We start from the raw sequence: 19961 nt of genomic DNA, 5'->3' as shown, positions 1-19961 counted from the left end.
GTTGTGCACGAAATGTCTCAGGCCATTTCAAAGGATGAACTGGACAAGAGCCGATAGCGCAGCAGCAGGGCGGAAAGCTCGGCCAACAATGATGCGAGCCGCGGATTTGTCTCGGCAAGATTCAACATAATTCGATGTTTTTTGTGTTTTTTAAGTAAGATATTGATGGCTGATTGATCGCCCGACGGATCGACAATGGCCGCCGCCACCGCTTCTCCCGAGACGACTGCCGGGTAGATTCCCTCGCCCGTCAGGGGTGAAGCAAGACCGGCTGCATCGCCGATCAGAAAGCAGCGGTCGAAGCGCCAACCGCGATAATCGTGATTGACCAGGTCGGCGCCGACGGCAACGCGGTTCACAGAGACACCGATCGTGCCGAGCCAGCCAAGAAGCTGGCGCTGTAACGAGGCGGCTGAGCCTTTTCTAGTGCCGCGATAAACCCCGACGGACATCGTTTCCCGATGCGGGAAGACCCAGGAATAACCGCTGCCGAAACGGGCAGCGTCGAAGTGCCAGATCATCTCGTCATAGGTTCGTCGGACGAAGTAATTGATACCGATGCCCAGCCTTTGCGTTTTCAGACCGAGCGAGGCGCGGACCAGTGAATTCGAACCGTCGGCTCCGATCAGATAGCCGCAGCGTAGGCGTCGTTCTTTGCCGCGCCAGCGGTAGAAGATCTCTTTATCGTTGATCCTTAGAACCGGTGCATCGAACAACAGCTCCGCTCCGGCTTGAGCCGCCTGTTCGGCCTGATACTGGCCGAGCCGTTGCCGGTTGACTGTCGCGATCAGCGGATGGGGCTCACGGATGGTGACTCGGCGTCTGCCGGTGCTGATGGTCTGGCTGGCAAAAGAAGCCTCCAACAGAGACTCGGGGAGGCTGCCGAGCAAGCCGTTCCAGGTGATGCCGCCGGCACAGACCTTTCGTCCCGCAGCAGACCTGCGTTCAAGCACGGCTACCCGCACTCCCCGGTTGGCGAGATGTTGCGCGCAGCGCAGTCCGCCAGGCCCGGCGCCAATGACGACGGCGTCATAATCCATCGATAACGAGCAATTGGCGGGGCTGTCTGTTGCTGTCCCGTAACCGGGCGGGCTGCAGCATAGTCAGCCGCTGAATCTGAGAGATACGGCTGACCACCGGCCGGTTATCTGCCGAAGAAGACGCCCTTGAGGTATTCCCGGTTCATCCGTGCTATGGAACTGATCGAGATACCCTTCGGGCAAACCGCTTCGCACTCCCGTTCGTTAGAGCAATAGCCGAAACCTTCTTTATCCATTTGGGCAACCATTGCTGTGGCCCGCTGTTTTCGTTCCGCGTGACCCTGGGGCAGCAAGCTGAGTTGCGAGATCTTGGCCCCGGTGAACAGCATTGCCGCGCCGTTTGGACAGCTGGCCACGCACGCCCCGCAGCCTATGCAGGCAGCGGCGTCCATGGCCAGTTCGGCGGTTTCGGTGGAAACCGGGGTGGTGTTGCCATCGATAGCGCCGCCGGTGTTGACCGAAACATAGCCACCGGCCTGGATGATCCGATCGAGAGAGGATCTGTCGACCATCAGATCCTTTTTGATCGGAAAGGCGCGTGATCGGAAAGGCTCGATCACCAGGGTATCGCCGCTGGCGAACTTACGCATGTGCAATTGGCAGAGCGTGGTCTCCTTTTCCGGTCCATGGGCGACTCCGTTGACCACGGCGCCGCACATCCCGCAGATGCCTTCACGACAGTCATGGTCGAAGGCGACCGGTTCCATGCCGTCCTTGGTGAGTTTTTCGTTGAGCACATCGAGCATTTCAAGAAAGGACATGTCCGTCGAGATATCTTTCAGGACATGGGTTTCAAAATCTCCCAGAGAGTCGCTGTTTTTCTGGCGCCAGATCAGTAATTTCAGGTCTATTGTACTCATGCTCTACCGTTGTCTGAGATTGTTGTATGGGCTCGACAGATTGCTATTTATAACTTCTCTGAGAAGGCGTGACATTTTCAAAGGCGAGCGGTTCCTTGTGCAGTTCGGGCGCTTGATCGTCACCGGTGAACTCCCAGACACTGACGTGAGAGTATTGCTCGTCATTACGCAGGGCCTCGTGCTCTTCGGTTTGGCTCTCTTCACGCAGGTGACAGCCGCACGATTCTTCACGAGCCAGCGCGTCGCGCACCATGAATTCGGCAAACTCGAGAAAATCGGCGACCCGGCCGGCTCGTTCCAGGGATTGGTTGATATCTTTTTCGGTGCCGGGCACGTAGACCCGATTCCAGAAGCGATCCTTGAGTTCGGGCAGTTTCGCTAACGCCAATTCGAGGCCTTCCTTGTTGCGGGCCATACCGCAGTGATCCCAGAGCAACCTGCCAAGTTCTTTGTGCACTTCGTCGACGGTGACTTTGCCTTGGGGACCGCCGGAGCTGTTTTGCAGCAGACGTTTGACACGGGCCGCAACTTCGTCGGCGGTAGCCGTGAAGGCCTCGTGCGAGGTGTCGACCGCGGCAAGCGGAGTGGAACCGAAGTAGTGGGCAACAGAGGTGTTGATGATGAAGTAGCCGTCGGCCAGACCCTGCATCAGGGCGGAGGCACCGAGGCGATTGGCGCCGTGGTCGGAGAAATTGCATTCGCCGAGCGCGAATAGCCCTGGGATGGTCGTCATCAGGTTGTAGTCGACCCAGAGTCCGCCCATCGTATAATGGACGGCCGGATAGATCATCATCGGCTCCTTCATCGGATCAGAATCGGTGATCTTCTGATACATCTGGAACAGGTTGCCGTACTTTCTGAAGATAACGTCCTCGCCGTCGCGTTTGATGGCCTCGGCGAAGTCGAGATAGACGGCAAGCTGGGTGCTGCCGACCCCTTTGCCCGCGTCGCATTGTTCTTTGGCGTTGCGCGAAGCGACGTCGCGGGGGACCAGGTTGCCGAAACTCGGATACTTGTTTTCCAGGTAATAGTCGCGCTCATCTTCGGATATCTGCGACGGCGGCCGGTTGTCACCTTGTTTTTTCGGCACCCAGACCCGCCCGTCGTTGCGCAGGCTTTCGCTCATCAGGGTCAGTTTCGATTGATAGTCTCCATGGACCGGGATGCAGGTCGGGTGAATCTGAACAAAACTCGGATTGGCAAAACCCGCGCCCCGTTTGCAGGCTCGCCAGGCGGCCGTGACATTTGAGGCCATGGCGTTGGTGGACAGGAAGTAGGCGTTGCCGTAGCCGCCGGTACAGAGCAACACCGCGTCACCACTGTAGGTCTCAATGGCGCCGTTGATCATGTTGCGCACAACGATGCCCCGGGCCCGGCCGTCGACGACGACCACGTCCATCATTTCCCGGCGGTTGTGCATTGTTACGCCACCCTTCTTGATCTGCCGGGACAGAGCGGAATAGGCGCCGAGCAGCAATTGCTGGCCGGTCTGGCCGCGGGCATAAAAGGTCCGCGAGACCTGGGCGCCGCCGAACGAACGATTAGCCAGCGTGCCGCCGTATTCCCGGGCAAACGGGACGCCCTGAGCGACGCACTGATCGATGATATTGTTCGAAACCTGGGCGAGACGATAGACGTTGGCCTCACGGGCGCGAAAATCGCCGCCCTTGATGGTATCGTAGAACAGACGAAAGACCGAGTCGCCTTCATTCTGATAGTTCTTGGCGGCGTTGATGCCGCCCTGGGCAGCGATCGAATGGGCGCGGCGCGGGCTGTCGTGCAGGCAGAAGGCCTCGACCTTGTAGCCGAGTTCCGCCAGCGTGGCCGCTGCGGACGCGCCGGCCAGGCCGGTGCCGACGACGATTACTTTAAATTTGCGGCGGTTGGCAGGATTGACCAGTTTGCTGGTAAACCGGTGATTATCCCATTTTTCCGCCAGGGGCCCGGATGGAATGTTCGGATTGAGTTCCATGGTTGAACCTTTTTTTCTATGACTCCCGGACAAGGATCCGCAACCCGGGAAGAGCGTTGATATATGAGATCTGCTAAAACGAAGCGCCGGCTCCGGTCATGAAATAGATGGGAATACCGCCGAAAATGACGAGAAAGGCGACCGGCACGACGATGGTCAAAGTGGCGATGAGACAATTATAGCGGGGATGATTAACCCCGAAGGTCTGCAGCATGCTCCAGAATCCGTGGTTGAGATGGATCGCCAGCGCGACAAAGGCGACGATATAGAATAGGCTGTAGAAAAAGCCGCTGAGATAATCTTTGACCACGGCGCTGATCGGCACGTCCGCCGGAACAGCAATATTGAAGCCGAAGACATGGATGATGAGAAAGAGCAGGATGAACAGGCCGGTGTACGGCATGGTCCGTGAGGCGAAGGTGTTTTCGACCACCCTGGTGGCGACTCGGTAGCGTGATTGCGTTTTGCGCTTCTCAAAAAACAACAGGACGCCAAAACCGACGTGCGCCGTCAGGATTACCAGCAAACCGAGGCCGAAGAGCAGGACCAGTACCGGAAAACCGTGCAGTGTGTCAGCATAGATTTGAAAATATTTGCTGCCCATGTATATTGCAGCGTTACCAAAGGCATGGATGGCGAGAAAGCTGATGAGACACAGGCCGGTAACGGCCATGATTGCTTTTCTGCCAATAGACGAATTGACAAATGAGATGAACCACATGGAAGTTTCCTCTCTGATATAAAGATACTGATTTGGGGAGATTGTGCCAAACAGAGCCATATTTATATATCTGGAACAAAAAGAAAAGACTTCTTTTGACAAACGCTGATCAATAAATTTGATAGTTGCTTTTAGAATATATCAATCCAATAAAAACAGAGAGATAAGCTGATTGTCATGAGCAGAGCACCGACTTGTTCAACGATGATTTTCGACCTCGACGGCACCTTGATCGATTCGCTGGCGGATATTGCCGATGCGACCAACAATACGTTGGCAGCGTTCGGCATGCCGGTGCATCCCGTCGACGCCTATCGGCACTTTGTCGGCAACGGCGTGCAGGTTCTGCTGGAACGGGCACTGCCGAAGGATCATGCCGGGCCTCTGCCGGATCGTTTTGTCGAGAGCTTCAAACAATTGTATCGTCGCCATCTCAATGTGAAGACCCGACCGTATGGGGGTATCGACGAGGTACTGCGCCGATTGACTGACAAAGGGATCACGCTGGCGATCTTGTCCAATAAGCCTGATGAGTTCACCAAAGTCTGCGTGTCGCAGTTTTTTTCTGATATCGCATTTTCCGTGATCTACGGATTGCGCGACGGGGTGCCACGAAAACCAGACCCTCGATCGGCCCTGGAAATTGCTGCCGTCGTTGGCGCCCTGCCTGAACAGTGCGCCTTTGTCGGCGACTCCTCGGTCGATATGGCCACCGGCCGAGCGGCCGGCATGTGTTGCATCGGTGTCAGCTGGGGGTTCCGCGAACCCTCGGAACTGGTGGCAGCGGGCGCCGACCTGGTCATCGATCACCCGCACGAGCTCCTCGATTATGTCCACCTTTGCTGAATTGGCCCCGCTGCTTGGTTATGCGGTACCGCCGCTCCTTGGTGCCTTTATCGGTTATCTGACCAACCGGGTGGCCATCAGGATGCTGTTCCGGCCGCTGCACCAATGGCGCGTCGGCCGAATCAGGGTGCCGATGACGCCCGGCGTTATACCGGCACAGCGCCATCAGCTGGCGGTCAATATCGGAGAGATGGTCGGAGAGCAGCTGCTGACCAGCGAAGCGATCAACCATTCGCTCCGACGGGAAGGATTTCAGGACCATCTCGCATCCCTGATCGAATCGAAGGTAGGCTCCCTGCTCAAACAGGACCTTGGCCCGTTGCCGTCGCTGATCCCGCCGGCGTATAAAGCTTATTTCGATATCGGTTACAGGACTCTGAGTTACCGGATCAAGGAGACGGTCCACCAGTTCCTGCAGACGCAGACCTGTGCCACGGCGATCCAACAGGGCCTCGATAGTCTGATCGAAAGCCTGGCGGCGCAGCCGATCGAGAATTTTATCGACAGGGATCGGCGAGCCGTCGTCTACAACAAGGTGGAGAGGAGCCTGACGGCGATGTTCGCGAGCCCGGCCATGGAACGTTGGGTTCGCGACTTTATCGGCAGTCGACTCGAGGAGTTGTTCGACCAGGGTAAATCCTTGCAGCAGGTAGTACCTGCCAGTCTGCAGCAACTCATTATCGATACCATCCGCGACCAAACTCCGTTTGTGCTGCAAAAACTTGGTGATGTCGTAAGGGATGAAGATGTCCGTGAAAAATTGATCGGGGCCATCGGTCGAGCGATCGAAGATTTTATCGAAACACTCGGACCGATGGCCGGCATGATCAAAAATTTCGTGAAGATGGACCAGGTGGAGGAAAAAATTCGGCACTATCTCGACGAGAAGCAGGACGATATCGAGGCGTTGCTGCACAGCGACGAGATCAGGTACCGGGTGGCCGCCGCCCTTGTTGAACGAACCGCGGTATTGTTGGCCACTCCTCTTCCGGAGATGCTGGCACAGGTCGATCGGCAGCGCATTACCGCATTCGGCGACGAAGCGGCACATCAGATCGTCCTGCTGCTCAGGGGCAGGGCGACGGCACGCACTTTGGCGATCATGATCGAAGAGCTGCTGGAGGACCATCTGGAGCAGGGCCGGCGGCAGAGCGGCCGACTGGTGGCCGATGTCTTCGGGCCGGAGGGAATTGATCGTCTGCGACAGTGGCTGCAGGCGACGACCTCATCGGCGTTGCGATCGCCGCAAAACCGTAAGGTGATCGATCAGTTGATCGGTAGCCTGCTCGACAGTTTGCTTGTCAGGCCGGTCGGCCGGCTCGACCACATTATTCCGGCCGGCGTCCGTGACGGGTTGTACCGTTCAACCCGGGAAATGGCTACGGCAATGCTGGTATCCGAGGTTCCCGGTGTGGTAAAATCAATCGATATCAGCAGAATCGTGACGGAAAAGATCGACTCGTTCGACCTGCTCCAGGTGGAGCGGCTGCTGCTGTCGATTATGCAGGAACAATTCAAGTACATCAATTTGTTCGGAGCGTTACTTGGATTTATCATCGGCTGTGCCAATCTTTTTGTGCTGGTCTATTTTTCACCGTGAGGAGTTGGTAGCCACCGGTAAACACCGGGCAGCTGTTTTCCGGCGACAATGTCCTTGACAGGGCCGGATGTTAATAATAAAGGGTTAGCGAACAAAAGGGGAGCGCTGACAGACTCCCGAACATGACCATTACCACAGCGCCAGGCGAGGCGCAGGAGCCATGGAAAAAGAAGACAAAGGTAAACCCGTTGCGCCGAAGAGCCGCAAGAGCGCTTCTTCCCGGTCGCACAGCACATCGGCGGAAAGCGAAAAAACCATAGACGCGGGCCAAGTCGACCAGAAACAGGAGCTGGCTGAGGACGCTGCGCAGCTGGTCGACCAGGCCGATGAAAAGAAAGGCAAAAAGACGCTCTACCGAGTCGTGTTCTTTTATGAGTGGTGTAAATCGTGCGGTATCTGCAGCGCGATGTGCCCGGTGAAGATCATCATGGTCGATGAACTGGGGCACCCTTATATAGAGGATATGGACGCATGTATCGGTTGCCGGAACTGCGAAATACATTGTCCTGACTTTGCCATTACCGTGAAGAAGCGTTATCCGGAAAGGAGGAAGACCAATGGCGTCGCCTGAAACAGGTCAAAGATTGTTATTGCAGGGCAACGAGGCGGTCGTGCATGGCGCGCTGGCGGCCGGTTGCCGGTTTTTTGCCGGCTATCCCATCACACCGGCCTCGGAAATCAGTGAACTCCTGTCGGTCATGCTGCCCAAGGTCGGCGGCACGTTTATCCAGATGGAAGACGAAATCGCCTCGATGGGGGCGATTATCGGCGCTTCACTGGCCGGCGTCAAATCGATGACGGCCACCAGCGGACCGGGGTTTTCGCTGATGCAGGAAAACCTCGGTTATGCCTGTATCACCGAAGTTCCGTGTGTCGTCGTCAACGTAATGCGCGGTGGCCCGAGTACCGGGTTGCCGACCAATGTCTCTCAGGGTGACGTGTTGATGGCGCGCTGGGGCACCCATGGCGACCATCCGATCATCGTGCTTGCCGTATCGTCGGTCGCCGATTGTTTTTCGATTACCGTTCGCGCCTTTAACCTTTCCGAAAAATATCGGGTCCCGGTCATCCTGCTATCCGACGAGGTCGTCGCACATACCAGGGAATGCGTGGTGCTGCCGAGCCAGGATAAAATCAGGGTAGTCGATCGTATCGCACCCAGTGTACCGCCCGAGTGGTACAAACCGTACGCCGACAATAATCGTGGCGTTCCGGATATGGCCTCCTTTGGAGAAGGGTACCGGCATCATGTTACCGGCCTGGTACACGACGAGCGAGGCTATCCGACCCAGCAGCCCAAGGAGATTGAGTCGTTTCTGATGCGCCTGCATGACAAGATTACCAAGGGATTTTCCGAAATCATGATCACCAAGACCCAGATGATGGAAGATGCCGATGTCTGTGTCATCGCCTATGGTTGCGTGTCGCGGGCGGCGATGCAGGCCATCAAAATGGCTCGGGCCCACGGTATCAAGGCGGGAATGCTGCAGTTGATAACTCTGTTCCCGTTCCCGCGCAAGGCGGTTGACGCGGCGTTGCGGCAATGCAGCGCGGCGATCGTTCCGGAACTTAATCTCGGCCAGATGGCCAGGGAAATCAACCGGGTCAACCAGACCGGAACCAGAGTGGTCAAGTATAATCGCATCGACGGCCAGATGATCACGCCGGATGAAATCCTCAAACAGATCCTCGGCGTGTCGTAATAGGGGAAGACCTCGTGGAAAGATCAATCCTCCAAGGAGAATCGAGATGGTAGTTGAAACAGAAGTCATTCGTCATGAATATCTACGGCATGACAAAAAATTCCCCCACGTCTGGTGCCCCGGGTGCGGTAACGGCATCGTTCTTGGATCGTTGCTGCGGGCCATTCATGAACTTGGTCTGCCCAAAGACGACGTGGTGGTTGCCTCGGGTATAGGTTGTTCCAGCCGGCTGACGACGTACATAGATTTTAATACATTGCACACCACCCATGGACGGGCGCTCACCTTTGCTACCGGCGTCAAACTTGCCAAACCGCGGCTGAAGGTGATTACCGTGATGGGCGACGGCGACGCCACCGCTATCGGCGGCAACCATTTCATCCATGCGGCGCGGCGAAATATCAACATTACCGCGGTGATCATCAACAATAGCACCTACGGCATGACCGGCGGCCAATATTCGCCGACAACACCGTACGGCAGCAAATCGACGACATCGGTCTATGGCCATGTCGAGCATGATTTTTCCATCGCCGAGTTGGCGGTAACAGCCGGGGCGGTATTTGTCGCCAGGGGCACCGTTTATCATGCCGCGCAACTTGATAAGTTACTTGAACAAGCGATCACAAAGCGTGGTTTTTCCGTTGTAGAAGTGATTTCCAACTGTCATGTTCAGCATGGCCGGAGAAACAAGCTCGGTGATGCCGTCACGATGATAACCGGATTTAGGGATCGAGCGGTACCGGTGGCCAAGGCTGCCAAGATGAGTGCGGAAGAGATGCGGGGCAAATTCACCATCGGGGTCCTCTGTGATGTCGACAAGCCCGTTTCCTCCGAGGAATACGACCGGATCAGGCAGGAATCCTGTCAGCTTCCTCAATAAATAGTTGGGGAGCTTGAAAATTTTGGAATTTCGTTCAAAATCGAGACGCGCAAGAAAATTTTACCACAGGCATCTACATGATAATGCCAGGATAAAATGTGATTGCGCAACGATAAGATTGAGCGGGATGATAATTTTTCAAGGTTCCCTGTTGATAATTGAACCAAAGGGAAACAACGATGAATAGTGAACCTCGATACGAAATTCGCTTCAGCGGATCGGGAGGGCAGGGCATTATCACTGCCGCAGTCGTCCTCGCCGACGCCGTTGGCACCCTGGACGGCAAATACGTTTGTCAGACACAAAGCTATGGACCAGAAGCTCGTGGCGGCAAGAGCAAGGCGGAAGTGGTTATGTGCGCGGAGCCGATCGATTATCCGAAGGCAATGCAGATTGACCTGCTGCTGTCGATGACCCAGGCATCCTGCGATGCCTATTTTTTCGATATCAAGCCCGATGGCCTGCTCGTTGTCGATGCCGGCCTAGTTGAACAATTGCCGACCAGTCGGGCGGTGGCAATTCCGTTTACCAAGATCGCCCGCAAGGAGATCGGTCGCGAACTCGTCGCCAACATGGTGGCGCTCGGCGCGATAGGGTATCTAAGCGGTCAGGTAAACCTGAAGAACTTGGAGAAAACCCTGTTGTCGAGGGTGCCGAAAGGAACGGAAAATATGAACAGAGACGCCTTGCAGGCCGGAATCGACGAGGCGAAGAAGGTGGACCTGGCAAGCCTGCCCCGTTCGTTTGCCAACGAATGGGAAGCCGAGGTCTGAGTAGTTATTTACCCTGATCGGAGCAGCAAGGATTTCGCGTTTGGCGCGGCTTTGCTGCTTAGAGCTACCGTTTCTTGCCGATCGCTGCACCATAGATGGCCGTCTCTTCAATGCCGTCGATGGCCAGGATTTGGTTTATCTCCTGATCATAGAAGGCTGCCACCGGGCAGCCGCCCAAACCAAGCGCCTCGGCGGCGAGCAGCGCGTTCTGACAGATATGGGCCGCGTCGAGCAGCAGGTAACGCATGCCGCGGTCGCCGTATTTCCCCACCGAGCGTCCGATGACCGCCGACCAGAGCAGACAGACGGCGGCATGATCGACAAATGACTGGCCAAGAAACGCCTCGGCCAGCCGCGTCCCCTGGCACCCCTTTGTCAGCAATTCGAGTTCAAACGTCCGCACATTGAAGTGATAGAGTCCCGCGGCCAGAGAGGCGACGCGCTGGACACTGACATACGTCTCGATCGGATACAGCGCGCCGGCCGACGGAGCGGTTCGCAACAGGTGACTGCCGGCTTGAGCGGTTACTCCCTGGCCGGCCCAGAGCAGAAAAGCCAGGTCTTCCAGAGAGATCTTCTCGGCGGCGAAACGTCTTATTGAGCGCCGGCGCTGCAACAATTTCATGATGCGGGCTTCGGAGAGCTGCCAGGAGGTGCGGGGCAGGGCGGTTTTGGGCGCCTGCGGATAGCTCTTGAACGGTTCGGCGGGGTCATAGTACGGCCTGGTTCGGCTGCGGATAGTGTCCCGATCGAGTCGGGTCTGCAGCAGGAAGGCGGTTCCCGGCGCTTTTCGAAGATCGTCGGTCATTTCGTATCGGCGGTCAGGGAGCTGGCCAGCTGCCCACAGGCGGCGGAGATATCTCCGCCCCTGCTGCTGCGGATAAATACCGAATAGTTGGCGGCCCGCAGGATATCCTGAAAGGCGAGTATTCGTTCACGCGGCGAAGGGCGGTAGGGAATCCCTTCACATTCGTTATAGGCCAGCAAATTGATTTTGCACGGTATCTTTCGTAAGAGACGGGCCAGCTGCCGGGCCTCGCCGTCGGAGTCGTTGATGCCGTCCAACAACAGGTATTCGAACATGATCCGCTTGCGCTTGCGCATCGGATAATTCCGGCAGGCTTCAAGCAACACGGCGATCGGATAGCGCCGGTTGATCGGCATCAGCTGGTTTCTTGTGTCATCGTCAACAGCATGCAGAGAGATGGCCAGGTTGACATTTGTTTTCTCACCCAATGGTTGCATGTTCGGCACGATGCCGCAGGTGGAAACGGTGATCCTCCTGCTCGCCATGTCCAGGCCTTTCTGATCGGTCAAGATAGCCAGTGCGGTGAGCAGGTGATCGAAATTGTTCAACGGTTCGCCCATGCCCATGAATACCAGGTTGGTGATACCGAGCCCGCAGCCGGGACGCTGCTCCGGCCGGCTGAGCAGAAAGTCGCGAACGCTGCTCACCTGGTTGACGATTTCCGCCGGCAGCAAATTCCTGGCAAAGCCCATGCTGCCGGTACGGCAGAATGAACAAACCATGGCGCAGCCAACCTGCGCTGAGACACAGAGAGTATTGCGGTCCTCTTCAGGGATCAGCACCGATTCAACAACGCGGTTGTCAACCAGGCGAAAACCGAATTTGACGGTGCCGTCCTGTGACCTCTCGACGTGTGGTTCGTCGAAACGGGAGATGTAGGCGTGCTGCGGCAGCAGGGCACGAAACGACTTGGCCAAATCGGTCATCTCCGAGAAATCGGTAATGCCGGGACGATAGAGCCACGACATGATCTGCCTGCCGCGAAACGGTGGTTGACCGAGTGATTCGGCGAACCGTTCGAGACCCGCCCGGTCAAGGTTTTTGCAATCGATCAGCATTGGTTGTCACTAGGGCGTGCGCTTCTTCGCCGGCCGGCGTTCGTTGCCAGCCGGCGCGAACTATTTCGCCGGTGGCCGGCAGCCTGGTTTGTCCCGCCCCGGAAGGTCCGGCAGGTGGCAGGTGATTTTTTTGGCTCGGCAGTCTGCCGACGATGCTCCTGTATGCCATCGTATAGGGGCCGCCTAAGCCGGATTGGCGCCGGCAAACTCTTCCATGAAGGCAACGAGCCGGCGTACCCCGTCGAGCGGGAAGGCGTTGTAGATCGAGGCACGACAGCCACCGACGGAGCGGTGCCCTTTCAGACCGATCATCCCTTGCGCCGTTGCTTCGGCTACGAATTTTGATTCCAGATCGGCAGTTGGCAGATTGAAGGCGACATTCATCCGGGACCGGGAATCTGGTTCGGCATGTCCGCGGTAATAGTCGCTGCTGTCGATCAGCTGATAGAGGAGGCGGGCCTTTTCTTCATTTCGCTCGGCCATGGCCGGCACGCCGCCCTGCGCTTTGAGCCATTTCAAAACTTCCCCGACAACGTAAATGGCGAAGCAGGGCGGAGTATTGAACATTGATCCTTTTTCCGCATGGGTTTTGTAGCGCAGCATGGTCGGAACGGAGTCGGGAGCACGGTCCAGCAGATCCTCGCGGATGACAACAATGGTGACCCCGGCCGGACCGAGGTTTTTCTGGGCACCGGCGAAGATCAGGCCGAAACTGCCGACTTCGATGGGCCTCGAAAGGATGTCGGAGGACATGTCGGCGATCAGCATCTTTGAGCTGTTCGGGAAAGCGGCGAATTGCGTACCGAAAATGGTATTGTTCGATACCAGGTACAGGTAGCTGCTGTCATCGTCGATTTGATATGCATCCGGCTGCGGGATCCGGCGATAATTCTCTGCTTTACCGCTGTAGGCGACATCTATCGTGCCGAATTGACGAGCTTCTTTGATTGCTTTGGTGGACCAGGTGCCGGTATCCAGGTAGGTTGCTTTGGCATCGCCGGCCAGCAGGTTCATCGGGACCATGAAGAACTGGCTCGAGGCGCCTCCCTGGAGAAACAGCACCCGATAGCTATCGGGAATAGCCATCAGTTCGCGGAGCAGGGCCTCGGTCTGGTCTGCAATCGCCATGAATTCCTTGGAGCGATGGCTCATTTCCATGATGCCCAAGCCCTTGTTCTGGTAATTGACGATATCTTTGGCGGCTTGCGCCAGTGCCACCTCGGGCAGGGTGCCCGGTCCGGCGTTGAAATTGAAAACTCTGTCGGTCATCGGGTGTTTCTCCTTATCTGGTTTGGTCGACCTGAGTGGTTCTTACCGGTATCCGGCGGTGGTCCATCAGGGCGTTGTATGCTCCGGTGCTGCTTGTCGGAGGATGATTTCAAATCGTCTTGTCGTCTCGCGGCACGAGTCGGTCCCCATCCCCCAAAAATCAGGACCGCTTTTTCGTTACGCCACGCTCCTCCTGTTGGCGCAGGGCCTCATATAAAACGATACCTGCCGTCATTGCAAGGTTGAGGCTGCGGATGTGCGGGTTGGCCATCGGTACGGTGAAGCAGAGATCGCCGTAGAGAGCTCTGATCTGTGGTGGCAGTCCCTTCGACTCCTTGCCGAAGATTAGGAAATCGTCCGGCTGATAGCGCGCCTCGGTATAACGACAGCTGGTCTTGGTCGTAAAAAATTTGAGTTTTTGTTCTTCCTGTCGACCCAGGAAGGTTTCCAGGTCAGGCCAATCAACGATCCTGACCTGATTCCAGTAATCCAGGCCGGCGCGTTTCAAGTGCTTGTCTTCTGTGGAAAATCCCAGTGGTTGAACCAGGTGCAAGGTACAATTGGTCGCCCCGCACAAGCGGGCTATCGAACCGGTGTTGGGGGGTATTTCCGGTTCGACAAGGACGATGTTGAAATGGCTCATAGCTACGGGGCACCATCTGTTTGCCCGGAAACGGTTTATTATTGCGCAAACGCTATATACTCCTTCGCGCAGTGCGAAACAAGGACTATTGAAACAAGGGGATTGGCAGCGCTTTCGTTGTATTGTATTGTTGGCGCGTCTCGTTGTTTTTCTCCGTACCGCTTGTCTTTCCGTTGCCATGAACCAGCCAAGCACTAGCCATCGTGATGCACGGATCCCGGTATTGGTGATCATTGTCTGGGCAACCGTTCTGGTGAGCGCGATCTCGGCCGACATGCGCTATGAACGTGCCGGAACCAGCGTTACGCCCGACCCGCTGGTCGCACAGGGCAACCGGTTGATGTTGACCGGCGAGCCGCTGCCCCAATGCGCAACGGCAGTCCCGCGGCTTGTCGCCCTGGTTTGCGGCAAGGTTCCGGTAAACAGGGCCGGTGAGGCCGTGTTGCAGATCGTTCCCGGTATCGGCCCGGAACTCGCTCGCCGCATCGTCGCCGAACGGCAGAGGTCCGGGAATTTCGACAGCGCCGAGCAGCTCACCCGTGTTTCCGGAATTGGTCCGGTCCGGTCCCGGCAATTCCGAGAGTTTTTCTTGTTTGATGAACCCCCGAGGGAAATCGATGCTCATCGAAAACCCCGTTCTTGTGCTGATCGGGCCAACTGCCGTCGGTAAGACCGATTTATCGCTGGCGATTGCCAGGAAATTCGGCTGCGAGATTGTCAGTGTTGATTCGATGCAGGTCTATCGGTACATGGATATCGGAACGGCCAAAATCGAACCTGAACTCCGGCGGGAAATTCCGCATCATCTTATCGATATCGTCGACCCGGATCAACCATATCATGCGGCTCGTTTTGTCGAAGACGCTCTGGCTGCCATCAGACGGATTCACCAGCGAAACGCGCTACCACTGCTGACTGGCGGGACCGGTCTCTACCTGCGGGCCTTGCTGCATGGCCTGTTTACCGGTGGCGAGAGCGACCCGGCAGTTCGCCGGGAATTGACCGAGCGGCTGCACGAGGAGGGTAGTGACATGCTCTATCGGGAATTGTCTGCCTGCGACCGCCAAACAGCCGGCCGTCTTCACCCGCATGACACGGCACGCATAATCAGGGCGCTGGAGGTCTATCAAATAACCGGAACTCCGCTATCCAGCCATCTCGAGCAGCAATCGGCGGCGGGGAAAATCGCTTTTGCCAGGGTGCTCTCCATTGGACTCGATTGTCCACGGCCGGTGCTCTACGAGCGGATCAACAGGCGAGCACGGAAGATGATTGACAGCGGCCTGGAGCAGGAGGTACGCGGCTTACTGCAGCGGGGCTACTGCCCGGAGCTGAAGTCGATGCAGGCTATCGGTTATCGGCATATGCTTACCTATCTGTCGGGAAATTGGTCGCGTGAACAGCTCCTGGAACAGCTCGCTCGTGATACACGGCGCTATGCCAAACGACAAATGACTTGGTTTCGCAAGGACCAAACCATTACCTGGTTGCCGGTCAGCGATACAGGTCGGTTGCTGAATCATATCGGTGGCTGGCTCAAAGGTACCGTCTCTCCTCACATGTAACTCTTGCAGGCCCTCATGATCACACCACGCCTTTCCATCCATCCGGCAATTCGCACTCATCTGCAGCGGCAGGGGATAACGGACGATACCACCGTGGCGAACCATTTTTATCCGAGCCTTGCTGATCTGCCGTCGCCGAATCTGTTTCGTTCGATGGAACGGGCTGTCGATCTAGTGGTAACCGCGCTGAGCGAGGGCCACGACATTCTGGTCTGGGGGGATTACGACGTCGACGGCATCACCGCGACGGCGTTGCTCGTCGAGTTTTTCAACCAGCTTGGTGTCTCCGTTCGGTCCTATATCCCCAATCGCCTCAGCGAAGGATATGGACTCAACGAACCGGCGCTGCGTCTGCTTGCCGCTGAGATGTCTGCTGAAAAATTATTGATAACAGTCGACTGCGGTATCGGTAATCGTCGGGAACTAGCGTGTGCCAAAGAACTCGGTTTCACAGTCATCGTTACCGATCATCATCAGGTGCCGCAGGATGTCGGAGCGGCTGACGCCGTGATCAACCCCAAACAGCAGGAGTGTTGTTTTCCCTGCAAGGATCTGGCCGGAGTCGGTGTGGCGTTTTATCTGGCAGCGGCGATTCGTGCTCGAATTAACGGAAATAAAATCGACAAAATAGATAAATGCGAGATAAACATGAAATCGTTTCTTGATTTCGTGTGCATCGGTACCATTGCCGATGTCGTGCCGTTGACCGGAGTCAACCGACTCCTGGTCAAGGGTGGTTTCGAGGTACTGGCGCACTCCGGAAGAGCGGGCATGACGGCGCTTCTGGCGGAACTGGGTATTACCGGTGATTGGCTGAGTGGTGAGCAGGTCTCCTTTCATATCGCACCGGTGCTCAATGCGGCAGGGCGCCTCGGGGCGGCGGACGTATCGCTGGCCGTCCTGGCCGGACGGGACCAAGACGAACTCAAAGGTCTGACCAGCCAGCTTGTTGCGTTGAATGCGCAACGGAAACAAGTTGGCAAACATGATCTAGAAAATGCATTACATTTAATTGATATCTACTCAATAGAGCGCGATAAAAGTATAGTATTGCACGGTTCGTTCCACGAAGGGATTCTTGGCATCACCGCGGCTCGGCTGGTAGAGCGGTACGGGGTTCCGGCACTGGTCTGCAGTTCCGGCCGCGGCGATCATCACGCAATGAAAGGTTCAGCCCGGGCTCCGGCCGGGTTTCATCTTTATGATGCCATGTGTTCGTGCTCACGCTACTTGACCTCTTTTGGCGGCCATGCGGCAGCCGCGGGCTTTTCCCTGCAACCTGCTTTGTTCGAGGAGTTCAAATCGGCTTTTCAGCTGACCGCCCGCACCATGTTTGCCGAGCAGCGTTCTGCTGAAGGCGACCGCGAAGTGAAGATGGTCGGGCCGGTGGCCCTGCCACTGCGCGAAGCGCTTGATCCGCTGTTGTTGAACAACCTGAAACAGCTGGAACCGTTTGGCGAGGGGAATCCGCGACCGCTCTTTATCGATGACGCCGTTCGGTTGGTGTCGCTTTCACTTTTTGGTGGGCAGGGCGAGCACTTTAAGGCCGTCGCTCGCGGTTCGTATCAGAACTTGGCAGTGGTTGGTTTTCGCCTCGGTGGTGCGGCTCGTGCCATTGATCTTTCCGCCCCGTGCTCATTGTTGTACTCACCGGTAATTGATTCTTATAATGGGCATATCAGTTGGAAAATACGAGCAGAAAACATTTGGCAATAGTAGAAAATGAAGACCATGAAAGACGGGCGAGCGCCTGCAAACGAGAACATTTTCCAGATCGGCCAAGTATTGAGTCGAGCCTGAAGGTCAGCACCGTCTCTCATTGGCGGTCCTTTTGAGACCAGTCGCGGGCCCCTGTTCGGTGTTCGCAGATCTTTTCGCTCTGTGTAAACAGCAGAGCGGGTGCGGGGACTGGCGTTAGCTGTCGTTGCCTGTTTGGTTCTTCTCTGTAGTGTGATTTTCCGCAGATCAACGTGCCGCACATCATAGCCAGTCTCTGCTGGCTTGGAGTGGGTTAGGTAGTATAACGCTCGAAGCAGTGTGAAAGAGCTTTCAACGTTGGTATTATCTCGTTCCCGGGGTTCGGATATGGGACTAAACGGTTCACGTTCCCATCGGCGCGGTCTCTAGGTCAATCGGCAAATACTGGTTGTTGGGAGTGGTTGCCGTGATATTTGTGCATCCCGACTCGATCAATTGTGTCGCCGCCAGGTGGGCGAGGACATCCCTTGAGATGAAAGTAACATGCCGTTATATAAACATATATTTTCAATCTATGATGATCGGACGCACGTTGCATCGAGTTGCTTCGGCCATTTATTTTACATAATATACATTATGCGACATAATAAACATATAGCGATGAAACGGCTTTCTCTTTGGTGGCGAACGTGGTAAAAGTCGCTTTCCTAGCCTGTGAAAAAAACGTGTGATGTCCTTTTATCGACTATAAAACAGGTATATAGAAAATATACTTAAAGCAATAAGGGAGTTTGTTCATGCATACGGTCTATCAGGAGCCGTTGGTCGGTCGCTATACCAACCCTGAAATGCAGTATCTCTTTTCCGACGAAATGAAGTTCACAACTTGGCGGCGCTGCTGGCTGGCCCTGGCTGAAGCACAATACGAGTTGGGCCTGACAGGCTTGATCAACCGGGATATGCTTGACGAGATGAAGGCAAATCTCACCAACATCGATTATGGTCTTGCCCGAGAAAAAGAAAAAGAGATCCGCCATGATGTGATGGCTCACGTTTTCGAGTTCGGCACCAAATGTCCGAAGGCCGAAGCTATAATTCACCTCGGTGCCACATCGCAATTTGTTGTCTGCAATACCGATCTGATTATTCAGCGTCACGCCTTGCATCTGATCAGGGCTGGTTTACTCAATGTTATCGATCAGTTGGCAGCTTTTTGTGAGCGATATAAAGACCTGCCGACCCTCGGGTATACCCATTACCAGCCGGCACAGCCGACCACCGTTGGTAAACGTAACACGCTTTATCTGCTTGATTTGTTAACAGATTTCAATTCTATCGAGGCATTTCTGGAACGGTTCAGGGCGCGTGGCGCCAAAGGCACGGTCGGCACGCAAGCCACTTTTCTCGAGCTTTTTCAAGGGGATCACGAAAAAGTCCGCCGCCTTGACCAGTTGGTCGCGGAAAAACTCGGCTTCGTCGGCTCATATCCGGTAACCGGCCAAACATATAGCAGAAAACACGATATTAAACTGGTCGAGATACTCGCCGGAATCGCTGCAACGGCCCACAAATTTGCTGTTGACCTACGATTGCTCTCCAATCTCAAGGTTCAGGAGGAGCCGTTTGCCAGTAATCAGACCGGCTCTTCGGCAATGGCCTATAAGCGTAACCCGATGAGATCGGAACGAATGACCGGACTGGCCCGCAAATTGATGGGACTACCCGCTGATTTTTATTCGACATATGCAAACCAATGGTTCGAGCGAACACTCGATGATTCAGCTATTCGCCGAATGGATATCCCGCAGGCCTTTTTGTTGACAGACGCAATATTAAAGTTGTTTATTAACATAACATCAAATATGGTTGTATATACGAAACAAATTGAAAAACATATTGCTTCCGAGCTGCCGTTCATGGTCACCGAGAAGATCCTTATGGAGGCGGTCAACCGTGGCTGCAGTCGACAGCTGATGCACGAAGTCATCAAGGAGCACTCCGTGGCGGCCGGGTTGATGGTCAAACAGGAGGCCCGGGATAACGATTTGCTTCTCCGTCTGGCCGATGATCCCCGCATTCCCCTCAATGGCTCCGAATTAACCGCGATGACCGGCGATTACCGCCAATTCACCGGACGGGCCTGCCGGCAGACCGAGGAGTTTCTTGAAGAATACGTCCATCCGATACTCGAGAAAAACAAGGAGAGCATCGGCACTGTCGATGCTTCGTTGCGCGTCTGAACGTCATGACCGTTTTTCAAGAAAAACGATTGACGGAAACCTTCTTTCGGATCGAGCCGCGACAATTTCATCTGGTCAAGTTTATCCTCGAAGGTTACGATAACCTGGCCGTGTTGTCGTCTTTGTCGAGCACGAGCGGACTGATCAGGCTGCGCTGCGCCGAAGAATCCTTGCCCGACCTGATCGGTCTGCTGACAGCGCTTGCGCCAACGATCAAGCGCAATCGACTGGTCTGAGAACTCAGCGGTTCTGGTTTTTCATCCCCCTTCCCTCTCTCCGGTT

The 19961-nt window shown here is 55.7% G+C and carries 19 protein-coding genes; 11 read left to right on the top strand and 8 right to left on the bottom strand.

What is annotated here, in order from left to right:
• Window positions 1-17: 17 nt before the first annotated feature.
• The 4 genes from BUC26_RS05425 to BUC26_RS05410 all read right to left on the bottom strand — a co-directional run bounded on the left by BUC26_RS05425 (window position 18) and on the right by BUC26_RS05410 (window position 4593).
• Window positions 18-1040, bottom strand: a complete 1023-nt coding sequence (locus tag BUC26_RS05425; protein WP_073374007.1) for an NAD(P)/FAD-dependent oxidoreductase — start codon at window positions 1038-1040, stop codon at window positions 18-20.
• A gap of 104 nt (window positions 1041-1144) precedes the next feature.
• Window positions 1145-1900, bottom strand: a complete 756-nt coding sequence (locus BUC26_RS05420) for a succinate dehydrogenase/fumarate reductase iron-sulfur subunit (RefSeq protein ID WP_073374005.1) — start codon at window positions 1898-1900, stop codon at window positions 1145-1147.
• A 43-nt stretch (window positions 1901-1943) separates the two neighbouring features.
• On the bottom strand, window positions 1944-3872 hold the full coding sequence (locus tag BUC26_RS05415) for a fumarate reductase/succinate dehydrogenase flavoprotein subunit (protein WP_073374003.1): 1929 nt from the start codon (window positions 3870-3872) through the stop codon (window positions 1944-1946).
• A 73-nt stretch (window positions 3873-3945) separates the two neighbouring features.
• Window positions 3946-4593, bottom strand: coding sequence for a succinate dehydrogenase cytochrome b subunit (locus tag BUC26_RS05410; protein ID WP_073374001.1), 648 nt, complete (start codon window positions 4591-4593; stop codon window positions 3946-3948).
• Window positions 4594-4770: 177 nt separating this feature from the next.
• Here BUC26_RS05410 and BUC26_RS05405 point away from each other — a divergent pair, with 177 nt between their 5' ends.
• From BUC26_RS05405 to BUC26_RS05380, 6 genes are all read left to right on the top strand, one after another.
• The gene (locus BUC26_RS05405) at window positions 4771-5439 is read left to right on the top strand and encodes an HAD family hydrolase (protein ID WP_208609735.1); all 669 of its coding nucleotides are present in this window, start codon (window positions 4771-4773) and stop codon (window positions 5437-5439) included.
• A complete protein-coding gene (locus BUC26_RS05400) occupies window positions 5423-7039 on the top strand; it encodes a DUF445 family protein (RefSeq protein ID WP_073373998.1) in 1617 nt (538 codons plus the stop codon). The genes BUC26_RS05405 and BUC26_RS05400 overlap by 17 nt, the downstream gene beginning before the upstream one ends.
• A gap of 160 nt (window positions 7040-7199) precedes the next feature.
• Window positions 7200-7610 carry a 4Fe-4S dicluster domain-containing protein gene (locus tag BUC26_RS22650; protein ID WP_084540468.1) on the top strand — a complete coding sequence of 137 codons (411 nt, stop codon included), beginning with the start codon at window positions 7200-7202 and terminating at the stop codon, window positions 7608-7610.
• On the top strand, window positions 7597-8742 hold the full coding sequence (locus BUC26_RS05390) for a 2-oxoacid:acceptor oxidoreductase subunit alpha (RefSeq protein ID WP_073373996.1): 1146 nt from the start codon (window positions 7597-7599) through the stop codon (window positions 8740-8742). The genes BUC26_RS22650 and BUC26_RS05390 overlap by 14 nt, the downstream gene beginning before the upstream one ends.
• A 46-nt stretch (window positions 8743-8788) precedes the next feature.
• Window positions 8789-9625, top strand: coding sequence for a 2-oxoacid:ferredoxin oxidoreductase subunit beta (locus BUC26_RS05385; RefSeq protein WP_073373994.1), 837 nt, complete (start codon window positions 8789-8791; stop codon window positions 9623-9625).
• A 179-nt stretch (window positions 9626-9804) separates the two neighbouring features.
• A complete protein-coding gene (locus tag BUC26_RS05380) occupies window positions 9805-10398 on the top strand; it encodes a 2-oxoacid:acceptor oxidoreductase family protein (protein ID WP_073373992.1) in 594 nt (197 codons plus the stop codon).
• A gap of 64 nt (window positions 10399-10462) precedes the next feature.
• Here BUC26_RS05380 and BUC26_RS05375 read toward each other — a convergent pair whose 3' ends face one another.
• The 4 genes from BUC26_RS05375 to BUC26_RS05360 form a co-directional block, all read right to left on the bottom strand.
• Complete coding sequence (locus BUC26_RS05375) at window positions 10463-11206, bottom strand: SagB/ThcOx family dehydrogenase (protein ID WP_073373990.1); 744 nt, start codon at window positions 11204-11206, stop codon at window positions 10463-10465.
• On the bottom strand, window positions 11203-12264 hold the full coding sequence (gene rlmN, locus BUC26_RS05370) for a dual-specificity RNA methyltransferase RlmN (RefSeq protein WP_073373988.1): 1062 nt from the start codon (window positions 12262-12264) through the stop codon (window positions 11203-11205). The genes BUC26_RS05375 and rlmN overlap by 4 nt, the downstream gene beginning before the upstream one ends.
• Window positions 12265-12447: 183 nt before the next feature.
• Window positions 12448-13533: a 3-phosphoserine/phosphohydroxythreonine transaminase gene (gene serC, locus BUC26_RS05365; RefSeq protein WP_073373986.1), complete on the bottom strand. Its 1086-nt coding sequence runs from the start codon at window positions 13531-13533 to the stop codon at window positions 12448-12450.
• A 160-nt stretch (window positions 13534-13693) separates the two neighbouring features.
• On the bottom strand, window positions 13694-14176 hold the full coding sequence (locus BUC26_RS05360; protein WP_073373984.1) for a tRNA (cytidine(34)-2'-O)-methyltransferase: 483 nt from the start codon (window positions 14174-14176) through the stop codon (window positions 13694-13696).
• 88 nt (window positions 14177-14264) lie between these two features.
• Here BUC26_RS05360 and BUC26_RS05355 point away from each other — a divergent pair, with 88 nt between their 5' ends.
• The 5 genes from BUC26_RS05355 (at window position 14265) to BUC26_RS05335 (ending at window position 19915) form a co-directional block, all read left to right on the top strand.
• Entirely contained in the window at window positions 14265-14846 is a 582-nt protein-coding gene (locus tag BUC26_RS05355; RefSeq protein WP_208609733.1) for a ComEA family DNA-binding protein, read from the top strand.
• A complete protein-coding gene (gene miaA, locus BUC26_RS05350; RefSeq protein ID WP_084540467.1) occupies window positions 14794-15741 on the top strand; it encodes a tRNA (adenosine(37)-N6)-dimethylallyltransferase MiaA in 948 nt (315 codons plus the stop codon). Before BUC26_RS05355 ends, miaA begins: the two co-directional genes overlap by 53 nt.
• 15 nt (window positions 15742-15756) lie before the next feature.
• Entirely contained in the window at window positions 15757-17457 is a 1701-nt protein-coding gene (gene recJ, locus BUC26_RS05345; protein ID WP_143165915.1) for a single-stranded-DNA-specific exonuclease RecJ, read from the top strand.
• A gap of 779 nt (window positions 17458-18236) precedes the next feature.
• The gene (gene purB / locus BUC26_RS05340; RefSeq protein ID WP_073373976.1) at window positions 18237-19679 is read left to right on the top strand and encodes an adenylosuccinate lyase; all 1443 of its coding nucleotides are present in this window, start codon (window positions 18237-18239) and stop codon (window positions 19677-19679) included.
• A gap of 5 nt (window positions 19680-19684) precedes the next feature.
• Window positions 19685-19915: a DUF4911 domain-containing protein gene (locus BUC26_RS05335; protein ID WP_073373974.1), complete on the top strand. Its 231-nt coding sequence runs from the start codon at window positions 19685-19687 to the stop codon at window positions 19913-19915.
• The last annotated feature ends 46 nt before the right edge of the window (window positions 19916-19961 follow it).

Source organism: Desulfofustis glycolicus DSM 9705 (genome assembly GCF_900130015.1).
Taxonomy (GTDB): domain Bacteria; phylum Desulfobacterota; class Desulfobulbia; order Desulfobulbales; family Desulfocapsaceae; genus Desulfofustis; species Desulfofustis glycolicus.
Note: the sequence above shows the minus strand (reverse complement) of the source record. Positions and strands in the feature narration are given on the sequence as shown.

Excerpts from the sequence above, each read along its gene's own strand:
- BUC26_RS05425 (WP_073374007.1), bottom strand. The coding sequence starts at position 1,040 with ATGGATTATGACGCCGTCGTCATTGGCGCCGGGCCTGGCGGACTGCGC.
- BUC26_RS05335 (WP_073373974.1), top strand. The coding sequence starts at position 19,685 with ATGACCGTTTTTCAAGAAAAACGATTGACGGAAACCTTCTTTCGGATC.
- BUC26_RS05410 (WP_073374001.1), bottom strand. The coding sequence starts at position 4,593 with ATGTGGTTCATCTCATTTGTCAATTCGTCTATTGGCAGAAAAGCAATC.
- purB (WP_073373976.1), top strand. The coding sequence starts at position 18,237 with ATGCATACGGTCTATCAGGAGCCGTTGGTCGGTCGCTATACCAACCCT.
- BUC26_RS05400 (WP_073373998.1), top strand. The coding sequence starts at position 5,423 with ATGTCCACCTTTGCTGAATTGGCCCCGCTGCTTGGTTATGCGGTACCG.
- BUC26_RS05415 (WP_073374003.1), bottom strand. The coding sequence starts at position 3,872 with ATGGAACTCAATCCGAACATTCCATCCGGGCCCCTGGCGGAAAAATGG.
- BUC26_RS05420 (WP_073374005.1), bottom strand. The coding sequence starts at position 1,900 with ATGAGTACAATAGACCTGAAATTACTGATCTGGCGCCAGAAAAACAGC.
- BUC26_RS05375 (WP_073373990.1), bottom strand. The coding sequence starts at position 11,206 with ATGACCGACGATCTTCGAAAAGCGCCGGGAACCGCCTTCCTGCTGCAG.
- serC (WP_073373986.1), bottom strand. The coding sequence starts at position 13,533 with ATGACCGACAGAGTTTTCAATTTCAACGCCGGACCGGGCACCCTGCCC.
- BUC26_RS05380 (WP_073373992.1), top strand. The coding sequence starts at position 9,805 with ATGAATAGTGAACCTCGATACGAAATTCGCTTCAGCGGATCGGGAGGG.
- BUC26_RS22650 (WP_084540468.1), top strand. The coding sequence starts at position 7,200 with ATGGAAAAAGAAGACAAAGGTAAACCCGTTGCGCCGAAGAGCCGCAAG.
- rlmN (WP_073373988.1), bottom strand. The coding sequence starts at position 12,264 with ATGCTGATCGATTGCAAAAACCTTGACCGGGCGGGTCTCGAACGGTTC.
- BUC26_RS05390 (WP_073373996.1), top strand. The coding sequence starts at position 7,597 with ATGGCGTCGCCTGAAACAGGTCAAAGATTGTTATTGCAGGGCAACGAG.
- miaA (WP_084540467.1), top strand. The coding sequence starts at position 14,794 with ATGCTCATCGAAAACCCCGTTCTTGTGCTGATCGGGCCAACTGCCGTC.
- BUC26_RS05405 (WP_208609735.1), top strand. The coding sequence starts at position 4,771 with ATGAGCAGAGCACCGACTTGTTCAACGATGATTTTCGACCTCGACGGC.
- BUC26_RS05385 (WP_073373994.1), top strand. The coding sequence starts at position 8,789 with ATGGTAGTTGAAACAGAAGTCATTCGTCATGAATATCTACGGCATGAC.
- BUC26_RS05360 (WP_073373984.1), bottom strand. The coding sequence starts at position 14,176 with ATGAGCCATTTCAACATCGTCCTTGTCGAACCGGAAATACCCCCCAAC.
- recJ (WP_143165915.1), top strand. The coding sequence starts at position 15,757 with ATGATCACACCACGCCTTTCCATCCATCCGGCAATTCGCACTCATCTG.